General features: G+C 44.6%; 11 protein-coding genes. 5 read left to right on the top strand and 6 right to left on the bottom strand.

Features of this window, described 5'->3' with window-relative positions:
* Nucleotides 1-308: 308 nt before the first annotated feature.
* Nucleotides 309-2,648 carry an ATP-dependent DNA helicase RecG gene (gene recG, locus JFC06_RS06355; RefSeq protein WP_198334385.1) on the bottom strand — a complete coding sequence of 780 codons (2,340 nt, stop codon included), beginning with the start codon at nucleotides 2,646-2,648 and terminating at the stop codon, nucleotides 309-311.
* 175 nt (nucleotides 2,649-2,823) lie between these two features.
* On the opposite strand from recG, the gene JFC06_RS06350 reads away from it, so the two are divergent.
* Nucleotides 2,824-3,801: a patatin-like phospholipase family protein gene (locus JFC06_RS06350; protein WP_227670107.1), complete on the top strand. Its 978-nt coding sequence runs from the start codon at nucleotides 2,824-2,826 to the stop codon at nucleotides 3,799-3,801.
* Nucleotides 3,802-3,928: 127 nt separating this feature from the next.
* On the opposite strand, the gene JFC06_RS06345 is transcribed toward JFC06_RS06350, so the two are convergent.
* Nucleotides 3,929-4,516: a hypothetical protein gene (locus JFC06_RS06345; RefSeq protein WP_198334384.1), complete on the bottom strand. Its 588-nt coding sequence runs from the start codon at nucleotides 4,514-4,516 to the stop codon at nucleotides 3,929-3,931.
* Between the two features lie 255 nt (nucleotides 4,517-4,771).
* Between JFC06_RS06345 and argA the strand changes: the two genes are divergently transcribed.
* A complete protein-coding gene (argA, locus tag JFC06_RS06340) occupies nucleotides 4,772-6,094 on the top strand; it encodes an amino-acid N-acetyltransferase (RefSeq protein ID WP_193006476.1) in 1,323 nt (440 codons plus the stop codon).
* Between the two features lie 148 nt (nucleotides 6,095-6,242).
* Here the strand turns inward: argA and JFC06_RS06335 are convergent, their stop codons facing one another.
* Nucleotides 6,243-6,974, bottom strand: a complete 732-nt coding sequence (locus JFC06_RS06335; RefSeq protein WP_193006475.1) for an FKBP-type peptidyl-prolyl cis-trans isomerase — start codon at nucleotides 6,972-6,974, stop codon at nucleotides 6,243-6,245.
* Between the two features lie 441 nt (nucleotides 6,975-7,415).
* Between JFC06_RS06335 and JFC06_RS06330 the strand changes: the two genes are divergently transcribed.
* Both JFC06_RS06330 and JFC06_RS06325 read left to right on the top strand, forming a co-directional pair.
* The gene (locus JFC06_RS06330; RefSeq protein WP_198334383.1) at nucleotides 7,416-9,137 is read left to right on the top strand and encodes a mechanosensitive ion channel; all 1,722 of its coding nucleotides are present in this window, start codon (nucleotides 7,416-7,418) and stop codon (nucleotides 9,135-9,137) included.
* Between the two features lie 534 nt (nucleotides 9,138-9,671).
* Complete coding sequence (locus JFC06_RS06325; protein ID WP_265088173.1) at nucleotides 9,672-10,457, top strand: SDR family NAD(P)-dependent oxidoreductase; 786 nt, start codon at nucleotides 9,672-9,674, stop codon at nucleotides 10,455-10,457.
* Nucleotides 10,458-10,620: 163 nt separating this feature from the next.
* Here the strand turns inward: JFC06_RS06325 and JFC06_RS06320 are convergent, their stop codons facing one another.
* The 3 genes from JFC06_RS06320 to JFC06_RS06310 form a co-directional block, all read right to left on the bottom strand.
* Nucleotides 10,621-11,316, bottom strand: a complete 696-nt coding sequence (locus JFC06_RS06320; RefSeq protein WP_227670108.1) for a lysophospholipid acyltransferase family protein — start codon at nucleotides 11,314-11,316, stop codon at nucleotides 10,621-10,623.
* 149 nt (nucleotides 11,317-11,465) lie between these two features.
* Nucleotides 11,466-13,352, bottom strand: coding sequence for a DNA topoisomerase IV subunit B (gene parE, locus JFC06_RS06315; protein ID WP_198334381.1), 1,887 nt, complete (start codon nucleotides 13,350-13,352; stop codon nucleotides 11,466-11,468).
* A 133-nt stretch (nucleotides 13,353-13,485) separates the two neighbouring features.
* The gene (locus tag JFC06_RS06310) at nucleotides 13,486-14,148 is read right to left on the bottom strand and encodes a YqiA/YcfP family alpha/beta fold hydrolase (protein WP_193006470.1); all 663 of its coding nucleotides are present in this window, start codon (nucleotides 14,146-14,148) and stop codon (nucleotides 13,486-13,488) included.
* Between the two features lie 186 nt (nucleotides 14,149-14,334).
* Here JFC06_RS06310 and JFC06_RS06305 point away from each other — a divergent pair, with 186 nt between their 5' ends.
* Nucleotides 14,335-14,577 (top strand): DUF1289 domain-containing protein, encoded by a 243-nt coding sequence (locus JFC06_RS06305; protein WP_198334380.1) that lies wholly within the window; start codon nucleotides 14,335-14,337, stop codon nucleotides 14,575-14,577.
* The last annotated feature ends 20 nt before the right edge of the window (nucleotides 14,578-14,597 follow it).

Below are 14,597 nucleotides of genomic sequence, written 5' to 3'. Positions count from 1 at the left end.
TATTACAATATCCGATGAAGTTATTGAGAATAGCATATATTAGATCACCGTCTTATGCTTATATATAGGATATGCTGTTCACAGTTTTGGTAAACCCACCCGATAATTTAGGACAAAAAATCAAAAAGATAGGCCATAAAACAATAAAGACAACACGTTAATAAATTGGATCGAACGGTCCATAAATCATAAACTATTGTAAGGCTGGTCTCTCAATCAAAACCCTAATTTTTGGTATACAGTTCATACAGACACCTTTCTCTAATAGTCTCCTGCTATCTGAGCAGATAACTTGCCACAGCTACTCATCAGGCATTAGTATAACGACTCGCCTCTGGCATCCAGCGATCAATAAGCTGGCTGACATCAGCTTTGCGCGCTGGGTCTGCAATCAAGTGTTTGGCCAACCGCTGTGCTATGGCAAATAGCTGCTCATCACGGATGAGATCGGCCAAGTAATAACCCACATTGCCCGTTTGCCGTTTACCCAACAGCTCTCCCGGTCCGCGCAGCTCTAAGTCTTTTTGCGCAATGACAAAGCCGTCTGTACTATCACGTAGAACGTTTAGGCGCTCAGTCCCCGTTTCAGACAATGGCTTTTGGTACAGCAGAACACAGTAGCTTTTGGTTGAGCCACGTCCAACGCGCCCGCGCAATTGATGTAATTGCGATAGACCCAATCGTTCTGCATTTTCGATGACCATTAATGAGGCATTGGGCACATCGACGCCAACTTCAATGACCGTGGTAGCAATCAATAAATCAAGTTGACCTGCTTTAAAAGATTGCATGATGGCTTGTTTGTCTGCTGACTTCATCTTGCCATGTACCAGCCCAATACGAATATTTAACCGCTCATTTAAATCTTCATAAGTCGCTTCGGCCGCTTGCGCATCGAGCACACTAGACTCTTCTACCAGTGAGCAAACCCAATATGCTTGCCTGCCAGCTTCGCAGTTAATCGCGATACGCTCAATCACATCATCACGGCGGTTGCGGTCAATCGTCACGGTAGTAATCGGGGTCCGCCCAGGCGGTAACTCATCGATAATCGAGGTATCCATGTCGCCGTAGACACTCATCGCAAGCGTACGCGGAATCGGCGTTGCCGTCATAATCAGCTGATGCGGCGTACTGTTGGCCACGCCTTTATTGGTCAATGCCATACGCTGCTCGACGCCAAACCGATGCTGCTCATCAATAATAACCAGCCCCAATTTGGCAAATTGCACCTGCTCTTGAAACAGCGCATGAGTACCAACAACGATCTGTACCGTGTTTTCTGCCACCGCTTCTAACGCTTCACGGCGCTGCTTTGCGGTTTGCTTACCCGCAAGCCAACCCACCCCAATACCTAACGGTTCAAACCAGTGTTTAAAGTTAAGTAAATGCTGCTCTGCCAAAACCTCCGTCGGTGCCATAACTACCACTTGCCAGCCGCTATCTAGAGCATAGCCTGCTGCCCCTGCTGCTACCAACGTCTTGCCAGCACCCACGTCGCCTTGTACCAGTCGCAGCATAGGGATCGAGGTTGCCATGTCAGTCGTGATGTCTCTCATTACTCTTTTTTGTGCGCCTGTTAAGTCAAAAGGTAATGCAGCAAATAGTTGCTCAGCCAATGGACTTTTAGTGGCACATTTGGGTGCTTTATGCTGATGCAATTGCTGGCGGCGATATAATAAGCTGAGCTGATGAGCCGTCAGCTCCTCAATGATTAAACGCTGACAAGCAGCGTGCGTGCGCGCACTTAATTGCGTCAACATTTTATACTGTTGACCCGCATCGGTATAAGTGGGCGGCGTGTGCAGTAACACCAGTGCCTCAAATATCGTTAAATGATAGACATTATTATTAGCCACTCTAACGGCCTCGGCAATGACACTATGATTGGCGTCATAAGCCATGGTATTGGTTTGATTGAGACTGTTATCTGGCACACTACGCGCCAATGTGGAGAAGATATCTTCTGGATAGTCTGGCTCTGTCGTAAGCGACTTAGTCGGCTCAAAAGGCACTAAGGGTAAGTCAGCCACAACTGAAAAATCTGCCGCTGTCAATAGGGTCATTGGCAGGCCTTGGCTGCGCACGGTCTGTAATGCAAGCTTGATCAATGTGCGCAGCTTATTCTGGTGCAAGCCTTTGACGCTTGGATAAATGGGCTGCAAACCTGTATTGGTAATAGCGGTGTTATCAGTAATGATGTGATATTCAGGATGATGCATCTGTTTGCCGTAACGACTGACTTTGACTTCACCAAACAGTTGCAACCTTGTACCTAGGCTCATGGTCTGGGCAAGACCACGATAAACCTTAAAGAAGCGCAGAGACATGGTGCCAGTATCATCATCTACCACCACTGTCATACCGCTGCGTTTGGCATCAACGTGTACCACACGTCCTGTGATTAACGCCGATTGCCCATGAGCCACCTCTGCGATAGATAATAATCGACTGCGATCCTCATAATCACGTGGCAGATGCAGCAGCAAATCAAATATTCGTTTGATGCTCAGCTGTTCTAATTGCTCGGCCACTTTTACACCCACACCAGCCAGCGCAGTCACTGGCATCTCTAGCGCCGAGACTGGTGGCTCAGACCTAGGAGGGTCTGAGGGACTGATTGAAGAGTGGCTAACCGATGTGGGCATCAAAGATCCTAAAGATAAGGTTTTTAAATTTTATATACGCGACTAACTTATATTACAACGTACCGTGTGTTATAAGCGTAATAATCCGTGCGCGATAAAACATGACTTCAGTTATATCATACCAATAACTGCTGTCTTCTTTGCTAGATTATGGCAATTATATAAGGTCTTTTTTATGCCTGCTTCTTTCGTTTCGCATCTATACCGTCATCATTCAGTATTAACGCGTGTGAGCACACTTACAGCATTGACACTATTTATGAGTGCTTGTAGCACAGTGACCCCAACGATTAAAGCACCTGCAATAGCGTCACCTAGTGTTGCATTAGTTTTGGGTGGTGGCGGAGCCAAAGGTTTTGCTCATATCGGGGTGATTAAAGCATTAGAAGAGAACGGTATTACGCCGACGCTCATCGTTGGTACCAGCGTTGGCAGCTTGGTTGGCAGCCTATATGCCAGTGGCTATACACCAGCGCAGCTTGAACACTTAGCACTGACGACGGCTGATAACGAGTTAACAGATTTTGTCTTATCTAACCAAGGTTTTGTCGAGGGCATCAAACTCAGAAATTTTATCAATGACAAAGTGAATGGACGAGCAATAGAAGACTTCCCAATTAGCTTTGCGGCGGTCGCTGCTGAAAAGCACACGTTAAAAAAGACCGTCTTTACCTCAGGGAATGCCGGACTGGCCGTCCAAGCTTCCTGTAGCGTGCCCAATATTTTTATCGCCCCACGTATTCCAGAAAAAGTGGGCAAAAAATACATCGACGGCGGTGTGGTGAGCTTGGTACCAGTTGATAGTGCCCGTGCTTTGGGCGCTGACGTTATCATTGCTGTTGATGTGACCACTGCTAATAACCGCTCTTTTGCTCTCAAGCGCATACCGACCTTCAATTCAATGAGCAGCTTTTGGGGATTTTTGGAGCGTAATATCACCACTCAGCCAAACACCAATCGCGCCTTATCAATGCGTCATGAACGGGATCGTGCTGACATTGTCATTACCCCTGACGTGGGTCACATCAGCTCAATAGACACCCGTCAGCGCCAAGCTTTGATTACGGCGGGCGCGCAAGCCACGACTTCACAAATTTATGCCATTAAACAGTTAATCAAACAGAAATCTGACAGTAAATACGCGACTCTCTGATTTATTGATAAGCAGCCCTGATAAAAATATCTAGATCTTGACGAAAAAAAGCACCACAGTTTAAAGCTGTGGTGCTTTTTTGATTTTATCCATGACAATTAAGCAAAAAATTATATTAAACGTCTACTTACTTAACGCGCGCGCGATACTTAACCACGACTGTGTCATTGAGGCCCACACCTTCAAGATCCCAACGAACCGCTTTGTAATACTTCATTGCGACATCTTGTAGCTGATTATCAACCTTTGTACGTAGTGGCATACGCGCAAAATTGTTGCCATCGACACTGCCATATGGAAAATCAGGAGATACCGTCTTCAATAATTCTACTTGCTCAGGGATACTCATCGTCACTGTCATCTTACGGACTCGATCCGCATTGGTATTGGTAAAATACCCTTGATACTCTAAAACATTCCCTGATTGCAAGCGTGTGCTGGCATTTACAGGAACCAAAACTTCTTGACCATTTGCGTCCGTACTAATCAGTGACGCGGTAATTTTACTATTGACGGCTTGCGCACTTGAATTACTGCTTTGATTGGCACTTGCCTGCATAGCCACTGACCCATCAACCGCTTGTTCTGGCGTCGGCAGCATTGCTGAAGCTTGCGTTACTACCATGGCACCGATGAGCGTACCAGCAACAACGTGAAACAAGCGATGTCCGCTCCAAGCACTAAATGGACTAGCAAATTGGTTATTTTTTTTCATGATTTTCATTATCCCTAGTTAATATATCGGTAAAACGCAGCTGGTAAAGCAATAGCGTTTAGCATAACAAAAAGCGTTTGTACGTACACTAACCCCGTGTAGAGGTTGTGTATATAGTCAATCCCTGATCAACATTGATGAACACTATGAAATAAAAGATAGCTCATAACGGCGTTTTTTGCTATGGTAAATCTTTAGCGATAGGCATTTTTTTGCTGCGCCCTTTTTCTTTTTCTGACAATCACTGCTCCTATTATGACTACTAGCGCTATGCCACAAATCAACCCAGAATACGTCCATTGGTTTCGTAACTCCGCTCCCTACATTAATACCCATCGCGGCAAAACTTTCGTGATTATGTTTGGGGGAGAGGCGGTCAATCATCCTAACTTTAGCACTCTGATACACGATTTCGCTTTGTTACATAGCTTAGGTATCAAGCTCGTGTTGGTGCATGGGGCGCGACCGCAAATTGAGAATAATCTAAAAAATACCGGTATCGCCTCCCCACTACATCAAGATATTCGCATTACCCCAAGGGTCGCGATGCCCGCTATTTTACAAGCGGTAGGGGCGATTCGCTTGCAAATTGAAGCACAGCTGTCGATGGGACTGGCCAACTCCCCTATGTACGGCTCGCGCATCGATGCCATATCAGGGAATTTTGTCACCGCACGCCCTTATGGTATCCGTGATGGTGTCGATTACCAAATGACGGGTGAAGTACGCTCTATCGATGTGGAAGCCATCAAAAATAACCTTTTACACGACCATATCGTGATTTTAGGTTCAATGGGCTATTCAGCCACTGGTGAAGTCTTTAATTTACTGGCTGAAGATGTGGCGCTTAGCGCAGCCGTGGCACTGGGTGCTGATAAGCTCATATTTTTGGGTGAAGAGGCTGGCATCAATCACGACGACCGCCTGTTACGCGAAATGATTCCAAACGAAGTCGACCGCTTTTTACGTGATCGTGATTTAAACTGTGAGATTAACTACTTTTTAAGCTGCGCCAGTAATGCTTGCCGCCAAGGTGTTCATCGTACGCATATTATTTCCTATGCCAAAGATGGCGCGCTCCTAGAGGAGCTATTTACCCGTGATGGTTCTGGCACCCTTATTAGCCATGATCCTTATGAAGAAATTCGTCGTGCCAATATTGACGATGTGGTCGGGCTTATTGAGCTGTTATCACCTCTGGAAGAACAAGGCATTTTAGTCAGCCGCTCGCGTGAGCGCTTAGAGCAAGAGATTGATCACTATAGTGTCATTGAGCGTGATGGTATGATTTTAGGCTGTGCCGCCCTTTATCCCCTAGATGCAGACTCAGCAGAAGTGGCTTGTGTGGCCGTACATCCTGAGTATCGTAGCGGAAGCCGTGGCGCTGACTTATTAGCATTTTTAGAGCAACAAGCACGCAGTCATGGTCTGCATAAGTTATTTGTTTTGACCACTCGTACAGCCCATTGGTTCGTCGAACAAGGCTTTGCTGAAGTTGAGGCCAGCGCCCTACCGGAATCACGTCAAGAAAAATACCACAACGGTCGCAACTCCAAAGTATTCCAAAAAAATCTGTAACTAATGCCGAACTGACAACGCATTTATGAGCTACTACACTTTTTTAACAGACTGACAACACTCAAATGCAACCAGTTCATCCATAAAAAAGCCTTCATAGTCGCTATGAAGGCTTTTTATTCTCTAGCAATGCTTAGCTAATAATGCATTATTTTACGTCTAATAGCTCAACCGTAAAGATGAGCGTGCTATTTGGCTCAATACCTGCGTTACCCGCTTCGCCATAAGCGATGTCTGATGGGATATAAAACTCGTATTTACCGCCCTCTTTCATCAACTGAAGCCCTTCCGTCCAGCCAGCGATGACTTGATTTAATGGGAACTCAATTGGCTCACCACGCTCATAAGAGCTATCAAATACCGTACCATCAATCAATTTACCTTCGTAGTTTACTTCGACCACGTCAGTGGCTTTTGGTGATTGACCCGTACCAGCTTCGATGACTTTATACTGTAAACCAGAAGCCGTTTCTGTTACGCCCTCTTTCTTAGCGTTTTCGGCTAAGAAGGCTGCGCCCTTGGTTTTGTTTTCTGCCGCTTTTGATTCCATATCTTTAACAAACTTCTCTTCTTGCTCTTTTTGATACGTCATCAATACTTCTTGCATCTGCTCTTGCGTCAACGCGGATTCGTTACCTTCGTAACCATCACGGAAGCCTTGTTCAAAAGTGTCAAGGTTTAGATCACCGACCGCTTCTTTATTCCCTTCAGCCATCATATAACCCAAACTATAACCTACTTTTTCATTTGCTGAGCTTTGTTCGGTGATAGAAACGCTTTGAGCGGCTGTCTCTTGGTTGCCGTTATTGGTGCTACAACCCGTGATCAATAACATAGCACTCGCAAGTGCACTAACGCTTAAAGTAGTGATTTTTTTCATAAAGTACTCTCAAATTGTAAGAATAGTGGCGAGATGTCACATGCTTCTATCATAACAAATCTTAGTTTTAGGAGCCATATTTGGGATGAAATTATCGGGCGAATGTACAGTCTGTGTAAATATACCTCATCATAATAACAAGTTATCACACAAATACAGTCTCACGTTAAGCTTTCTATCTTTAAAACCAGCAATACATCAGCTAAGCTGAATAAGTTAAGGTGATAAGTAACTGAGCGTAAATTTTTATCATGGTTATTTAGAGTTTGGTATTAACGCTATCAAGATGAGGTAAAGCCATACTTTTGATAAGACTATATCCTCAAAAATTGTAATATCGCCGCCTAACTTAATTAAAAAAATACTATTTATTATAATCATCTATATATTGGTTACGCTCATTTTTTAGCGGCTTTTATATGATGCTTCAAGGAGGATAAGATGAACCCAACGTATACATCGTTCAATGGTTATTTGGGTGGACCTATTGGTTCTATTATCGGCGCTATTTTAATTTTTATCATCGGTTGGTTGGTGGCCCTTGGGATCGCAGCTCTGGTCCGCGGAGTGTTGGCCAAAGTTAACTTAAACCAACGTATGAACTCGTCAACAGGTAAAACCTACGATCTTGAGGGGATTATCTCTAAGATTGTTTTTTGGTTTATTTTTATCATCGCGATCTCTGGGGCACTTAGCCAATTGAATTTAAACTCTATTTCGGCACCATTTGCAAATATGGTCAACCAAGTATTGGCGTTTATTCCTAACCTGATCGGTGCTATCGCCATTGGTGTGATTGGTTGGGTGGTGGCGACAGTTGCCCGCACAGCGATCAATGCAGCCCTAGCCAAAACGTCAATGGATGAACGTTTGAGTGCGCGAGCTGGCGTAAAACCAATGAGCAGCACCATTGCTGATATGGTCTATTGGTTTATCTTATTGGTTGTTTTGACCATGGTACTTGGCCAGTTAGAGCTTGATGGTTTATTTGCTCCATTGACAAATATGGTGGATAAAATCTTTAGCTTTATTCCTAACATTATCATTGCTGGTGTGGTTTTCGTTGTCGGTTATATCATTGCGAAAGTCGTACGCGGCATAGTGACCAACCTTGTTTCTACTTTTAATGTACAAGAACTTGCGTCAAAAGCAGGCTTGAGCGAACAGAACAGCCTACCAAATATTGCGGGTTCATTAGCATTTTTAGTGATTATCATCCCAACTATTATTGCGGCACTAAATGCTCTGAAAATCGAAGTCATTGCTCGTCCGGCGACGAACATGCTAAACAAAATCATGGAAGCGCTACCAAACATCTTTATGGCAGCGGCTATCCTAGTAGTCACTTTCTACGTCGTACGTATGGTCGCTAACATTGTTAAAGGTCTAATCGAAAATACCGAGGTTAATCAGCTGCCAGCCAAAGTTGGCCTGCAAGAAACCATGGGTAACCAGAAAATCTCTGACCTCGTTGCCTATGCAATTATCTTCTTTGCCATGTTGTTTGCTGCTATCGCCGCCGCTGATCTATTAGGGTTTGAAGCTATCTCAGCCATCATCACGATGTTTATCGCTTTTGGTGCCAACATCATCTTAGGTGCCATCATTCTATTTATTGGCTTTTGGCTTGCCAATATCATTGCTGGAGTCGTTGAGCGTTCTGAGCAAGGCTCACAGTTTCTAGCCAATATCGTACGTGTATTGATCATGGGCTTGGTACTTGCGATGGGTCTCAAAGCGATGGGTATCGCTGATTCGATCGTTAATCTAGCATTTGGTCTGACACTAGGCGCTGTCGCTGTCGCCTTTGCACTATCATTTGGTCTTGGCGGTCAAGAAGCAGCCGCCCGCTTCCTACGCAAGATGCAGGATAAGGTAGAAGAAGAACGCACTGGTCTTAAAGTAAAAACCACGCGTCATACTAAGACCACATCAGACACTGCAGATAAAGTTGCTGATTCAGTTCGTGAAAACACGCCGTCAGCGTCAAGTACATCAACATCGACAAGCACGTCAACGACTGACTTGCGTACAGATGTAGTGGACACACCTCACGTTAATACTGATGACATTCACAATGATACCGTGAATGGCAACAGCACAATCAATAATGACAAATTACTGCCTGGAAACGGTCTTAACGACGACTTCAATAATAAGTAACCATTCATTATTCTTTAGACTGAAATACAAAAAAGACAGCTTAAGCTGTCTTTTTTTATGGAAATAGAGGTCTTAAATCTTTAGTCATTTTACTGATGAGTGGTATCTAAAAAAACCACTTTACTATAACTAGGATTCGTCTTTACGAGCAGGAATAGATAAGTGTAGCCGCACTTGAGACAATTTACTGGATTGTTTGCTTTTTACAAGCGTCTGACCTGTTCTCGTAGTTTGCGACGCTACTTGCTTATCTGATTGTTGTGCAGTTTGCTGTTTAAGTCGCTGTATGTGCTTAGTAAGCTGATTTATCACTTTATCCTTCCAAAGCTCGGCCACGAAAATTTAAGCTACATAAGCGCTATCAGACACAGTCGCTTTCATAGCAATGAATTGTTATGATGATATCAAAGCAATATAGCTTGTGCGTAGGTCTTACAGTTATAGACTGCGCTCACGTACTCTTTGTAAGCTGTCCGTCACAGGTACGTGTATTAAGACTATTTAATGACCCTCATATAATAACAAGGATTGAATATGATGAAGCGCTTTAAAGAAAAAACGGTTATCGTCACAGGTGCAGGCTCAGGTATTGGCCGGGCAACTGCCATTCGCTTCGCTCAAGAAGGCGCCAGCGTTGTTTTAGTAGGCCGCACGCCTGAAACGTTACAAGCCACCGCTCAAGAGTTTCCGGAAGATCATACTTGGATTCACACTGACAACTATCTGACCGTAACGTGTGACATTAGCGTACAAAGCCAAGTACAAGAGATGGTCCAAGCTGTGATAGACAAGTTTGAAAAGATCGATATTTTGGTCAACAATGCGGGCAAAGCCACGCAAGGAAAAATAACAGACCTATCTGCTGAGGACTGGAAGTCAGCCATTGATGTCAATTTAAATGGGACTTTTTATGTCTCACAAGCAGTCATGCCGCATCTAATAGCAACTAAAGGCAATATTGTTAATGTCTCATCACTATCAGGGGTGGGCGGAGATTGGAACATGGCCGCTTACAATGCTGCCAAAGCTGGAGTGACCAATTTAACGCGTACTCTCGCCTTAGACCATGGACCTGACGGCGTTCGTGTCAATGCCGTCAACCCAAGCGTGACTAAAACAGATATGACGACTGCCATTCAAGATAATGAGGCAAAACAGGATAAGTTCTTTGCCCGCTCTGCCCTTGGTCGTCTGGCAACGCCCGAAGATATTGCCGCCGCGATTACTTTTTTAGCGAGTGATGATGCGGCTATGATTACAGGAGTTAACTTGCCTGTTGATGGCGGTGTCAGTGCTTCTAATGGCCAGCCAAATTTTTAGCATCTCTGATGGGTTGAATGGATAGATACTCAAATCACATAACCTGACAGTAAAAAACCCCCTGATATGGGCTATCAGGGGGTTTTTGTTTATTAAAGCTCAGTTATTAAAGATCAGTGATAAACGTTTAGCCACATAAGTATCAGTCACTCTGCCACAACCCTTATTCAGCTACGTTATTGATATCCTGTAATGGCTGCGATAAGCGCTCAGGATGTCTTGGTACTACCCCCTTATACTGAGCATAGATTTTTGGCAAATCAGCGTCGATGTCGCCACTAGGATAGACCGGCGACATAAAACGCACCTCTTTGGTCTTATAGTCCATGGCCACGGGTAGAATTGGGACACCAGCGCCTAACGCTAAATAATAAAAACCTGTCTTCCAAGTTTCAGTGTATTGACGAGTACCCTCTGGCGCCAACCCTAAAAACAGAGGTTCGCCAGTTTTGAACTTATCAATACTGGCTTGCAGCACTGAACCTTTATTACCCCGATCAATAGGAATGACCCCTATCCATTTTAACAGCTGCGCAAACACCGGCACTTTAAATAGCGTATGCTTAGCCATGATGCTGATGTTTACATCTAAGGCAAACAAGCTTGGAATCGCGTAAATCCCATCGACGTTAGACGTGTGGGGCAGCGCCAGTACCACGGCCTGCGGAATGTTGGGAATCTCACCCACATTGCGCCAGCCCGCCATTTTTAGCAGCATTGATGCAATAACTGGCGTAAATTTACCCCCTCGTTTTGGGACTAAGTTACCCAGCTGTTTTTTGCTGAGCTTCGGCAGTATTTTAGAGCGTTTAGGCTGCGAAACAACCGTTTTAGAACCCTTAAAAAAACTTGATGTCATGACGGCACCGTATAATAAAAGATGCCTACATAATAGCATTAAGCGTCTGTTACCACGTTGAATTTTATCAGCTTTTATTACTTGCCAGCTTACGCATTTATCAACTGCTATAAATGGAAATCTAACAGCGAAAAGACTAATAAAGCTTTCTAAGGGATATTGGCCAAATTACCTTTATTCTCAAGCCATGACTTACGATCAGTCGCGCGTTTTTTTGCCAACAGCATGTCCATAATACTATTGGTCAGCACCATGTCGTCCATATCTAGCTGCACTAAGCGCCGAGTATCACGATTCATCGTGGTTTCACGTAGCTGCTCTGCACTCATCTCCCCAAGCCCTTTGAAGCGGGTAATTTGAGCTTTTTTATTCCCAGGGACATTTTCTAAAATATGTTCCAGCTCAGGCTCATCTAACGCATAATGCACCTCTTTACCCACGTCCACTCGATATAATGGAGGCATGGCGACAAATAAGTGACCAGCATCGACCAGTGCTGGGAAGTGCTTGACGAATAACGCACAAATCAGTGTGGCAATATGCAAGCCATCAGAGTCGGCATCCGCCAAGATACATACTTTGTCATAGCGCAGCTCGGACAAGTCATCAGAGGCTGGATCGACACCGATCGCAATCGCGATGTCATGAATCTCTTGGCTTGAGAGTACCGTGTCTGATGACACCTCCCACGTATTAAGAATCTTCCCACGCAACGGTAGTATTGCTTGATAATGGCGGTCACGGGCTTGTTTGGCTGAGCCGCCCGCAGAATCTCCCTCCACCAAAAACAGCTCAGCACCATCGCGTAGATCCCCGCGACAATCTGCTAATTTGCCCGGTAAGGCAGGACCCTGCGTGATTTTTTTACGCGCGACTTTTTTGGCCGATTTAAGACGACGGCCCGCTTTATTAATCGCCAGCTCGGCAATTTGAGCACCCATATCAGCATGCTGATTAAGCCACAAGCTAAAAGCATCTTTTGCCAACGTCTGTACCGCGCCGGCTGCTTCACGACTCGACAAACGCTCTTTGGTTTGTCCAGAAAACTGTGGCTCAGAAAACTTAAGCGACAAGATATAGTTGACCCCATCCCAGACATCTTCTGCCGTCAGCTTCACACTACGAGGCAATAAGTTATGGATGTCACAAAATTCACGCAGTGCTTCTAAAATACCTGTGCGCAAGCCATTAACATGCGTCCCACCTTGAGCGGTCGGAATCAAGTTCACATAGCTCTCTTGAATGGGTGTACCACCATCTGGCAACCAAGATAGTGCAAAGGTAATACCCGCACGCGCGCCATTTTTTGCTTCATGATTATAATAAAATGGGGCTTCGGGCAAGGTTTCAAGACCATCAAGTTGCTCGTTTAAATACTCAACCACCCCATCCGTAAACTGCCAAACTACCTTTTCATCATTAATATCATCAGTGAACTCAATCGTGAGACCCGCGGCCAAAACCGCTTTGGCCTTTAAATTGTGCTTGAGTTGTTTGACATTAAACTTAGGCGTATCAAAGAAGCTGCCATCTGCCCAAAAATGCACTCTAGTACCACGTTTACGCTTATTTGAGCTAATGGTTTCAGTAAGAGGTGTCACAGGTGCGCCATTTTCGAACGCCATCTCAAACTGCGTACTATCGCGCCATACTGTTACTTCAACACGTGTGGATAGCGCATTGACGACAGAGATACCCACGCCATGCAAGCCACCTGACACCTCATAGTTAGAGGTTGAAAACTTCCCACCCGCATGCAAGCGGGTTAAAATCAGCTCAATACCTGATTGACCAAATTCAGGGTGAATATCGGTCGGCATACCGCGGCCATCATCTTCAACTGACAACGACCCGTCACTATGCAGCTGAACCTTGATGGTTTTTGCATAGCCCGCCAATGCTTCATCCACCGAGTTATCAATGACCTCTTGCGCCAAATGATTGGGCCGTGTGGTGTCAGTGTACATACCGGGGCGACGACGAACTGGCTCAAGTCCTTCTAAAACTTCTAATGATTGCGCATTATATTGACTCACAAATGCATCCTTAATTGTTCACGTGCGTTTAATTCTATTGAACCATTATAACGAAAAACAGCGACATTAACGTTAATAGTCAGTCGCTCACGTCATATAATGTCGTCTATTTAACGGTTTACTCAAGCTTGGATTAATCGGCTAATTGCTGTAATAGTTTAATGACCATCGGTAATTGCTCATGAAAGTCACTAAATCGATGATCGCCCCCTGCTTGCACCGTCACTGCTGCTCCTTGGATTTGGTAAAAGCTTTTAGACAGTTCAGCATTTAATAGCTCATCGCCTGCTTTAATCAGGGCAGCGACTTTATTTGGATAATTTACTTGAGAAATTTCATGGTCTGCAAACCACTGTAGGTCAGCGTTGGTAATATCCCAGCCTCCTGCCGTCGAATGGAGAATATGATCGTCGGATAATATGTCTTTATCACCACTGGATGATAGGGATCCATGGGCAAATCGTTGTAGGGTAACGTGTGGCTGCGTACTGGGGTTTAATAAAAGCACCGGACAGCCAGTATGATTACTGACTAGCGTAGAAAAATACCCACCTAATGAACTACCTACTAATACCGTATTTGCCGCTCCAAACTGCGCGCTTTTAATACGCTCGCTTTTATTATTGGCACTTTCTATTAAGGACAGTATGTGATTAAAAACGTGGTCAGGCGATTGATTCAGATCAGGGCGTAATACATTGATATCAGGATGGTACTGCTGACAGTATTTTTCTAACAGCCTCCCTTTAGTAGAATTGGCATCGCTGTCCAATCCATGAATATAAATTATGTTCATGTCTCATCTCACTTATTAGTTTTGTTATGATTATCTTATATCGGCTAGTAAAGCTCAGCATAGCACCCACCCAGTAAACATAGTAACAATAAAACGGCACACTATTATTCAGTATTTGCGACATAATGGGCTATGACAATAGTTTGCGCCAATCAAAGGAATGATAGCAATAGCGATGGAGCTGCCATGAATCAACAGTTTGAGCTGTTCGACATTGACAACCCTTGTATCGGTGTCTGTCAAAGCAACAAAAAAGGCTATTGCTTTGGTTGCTTGCGCAGTCGAACTGAGCGCCAACAGTGGCTGAGTATGAGTACAGAGCAGCAACGCGAGGTATTACGGCTTATCGTAGGACGTAAACAACGTATCGAGCAGATGAGACAACGCAAGGGTGGAGCGTATCCCAGATTCTGTGTAACTGCCATTTAGATTAAATGCCTGCTAATACG

The organism is Psychrobacter namhaensis (assembly GCF_016107545.1).
GTDB classification, from domain to species: Bacteria; Pseudomonadota; Gammaproteobacteria; order Pseudomonadales; family Moraxellaceae; genus Psychrobacter; species Psychrobacter namhaensis.
The sequence above is the reverse complement of the archived record's forward strand: the minus strand, read 5'-3'. Positions and strand labels throughout refer to the sequence as shown.

What these genes read in the sequence shown, in the direction of transcription:
- JFC06_RS06345 (WP_198334384.1), bottom strand. Translation starts at nt 4,516, where the DNA reads ATGAAAAAAAATAACCAATTTGCTAGTCCATTTAGTGCTTGGAGCGGA.
- JFC06_RS06335 (WP_193006475.1), bottom strand. Translation starts at nt 6,974, where the DNA reads ATGAAAAAAATCACTACTTTAAGCGTTAGTGCACTTGCGAGTGCTATG.
- recG (WP_198334385.1), bottom strand. Translation starts at nt 2,648, where the DNA reads ATGCCCACATCGGTTAGCCACTCTTCAATCAGTCCCTCAGACCCTCCT.
- JFC06_RS06305 (WP_198334380.1), top strand. Translation starts at nt 14,335, where the DNA reads ATGAATCAACAGTTTGAGCTGTTCGACATTGACAACCCTTGTATCGGT.
- argA (WP_193006476.1), top strand. Translation starts at nt 4,772, where the DNA reads ATGACTACTAGCGCTATGCCACAAATCAACCCAGAATACGTCCATTGG.
- JFC06_RS06330 (WP_198334383.1), top strand. Translation starts at nt 7,416, where the DNA reads ATGAACCCAACGTATACATCGTTCAATGGTTATTTGGGTGGACCTATT.
- JFC06_RS06325 (WP_265088173.1), top strand. Translation starts at nt 9,672, where the DNA reads ATGATGAAGCGCTTTAAAGAAAAAACGGTTATCGTCACAGGTGCAGGC.
- JFC06_RS06350 (WP_227670107.1), top strand. Translation starts at nt 2,824, where the DNA reads ATGCCTGCTTCTTTCGTTTCGCATCTATACCGTCATCATTCAGTATTA.
- JFC06_RS06320 (WP_227670108.1), bottom strand. Translation starts at nt 11,316, where the DNA reads ATGACATCAAGTTTTTTTAAGGGTTCTAAAACGGTTGTTTCGCAGCCT.
- JFC06_RS06310 (WP_193006470.1), bottom strand. Translation starts at nt 14,148, where the DNA reads ATGAACATAATTTATATTCATGGATTGGACAGCGATGCCAATTCTACT.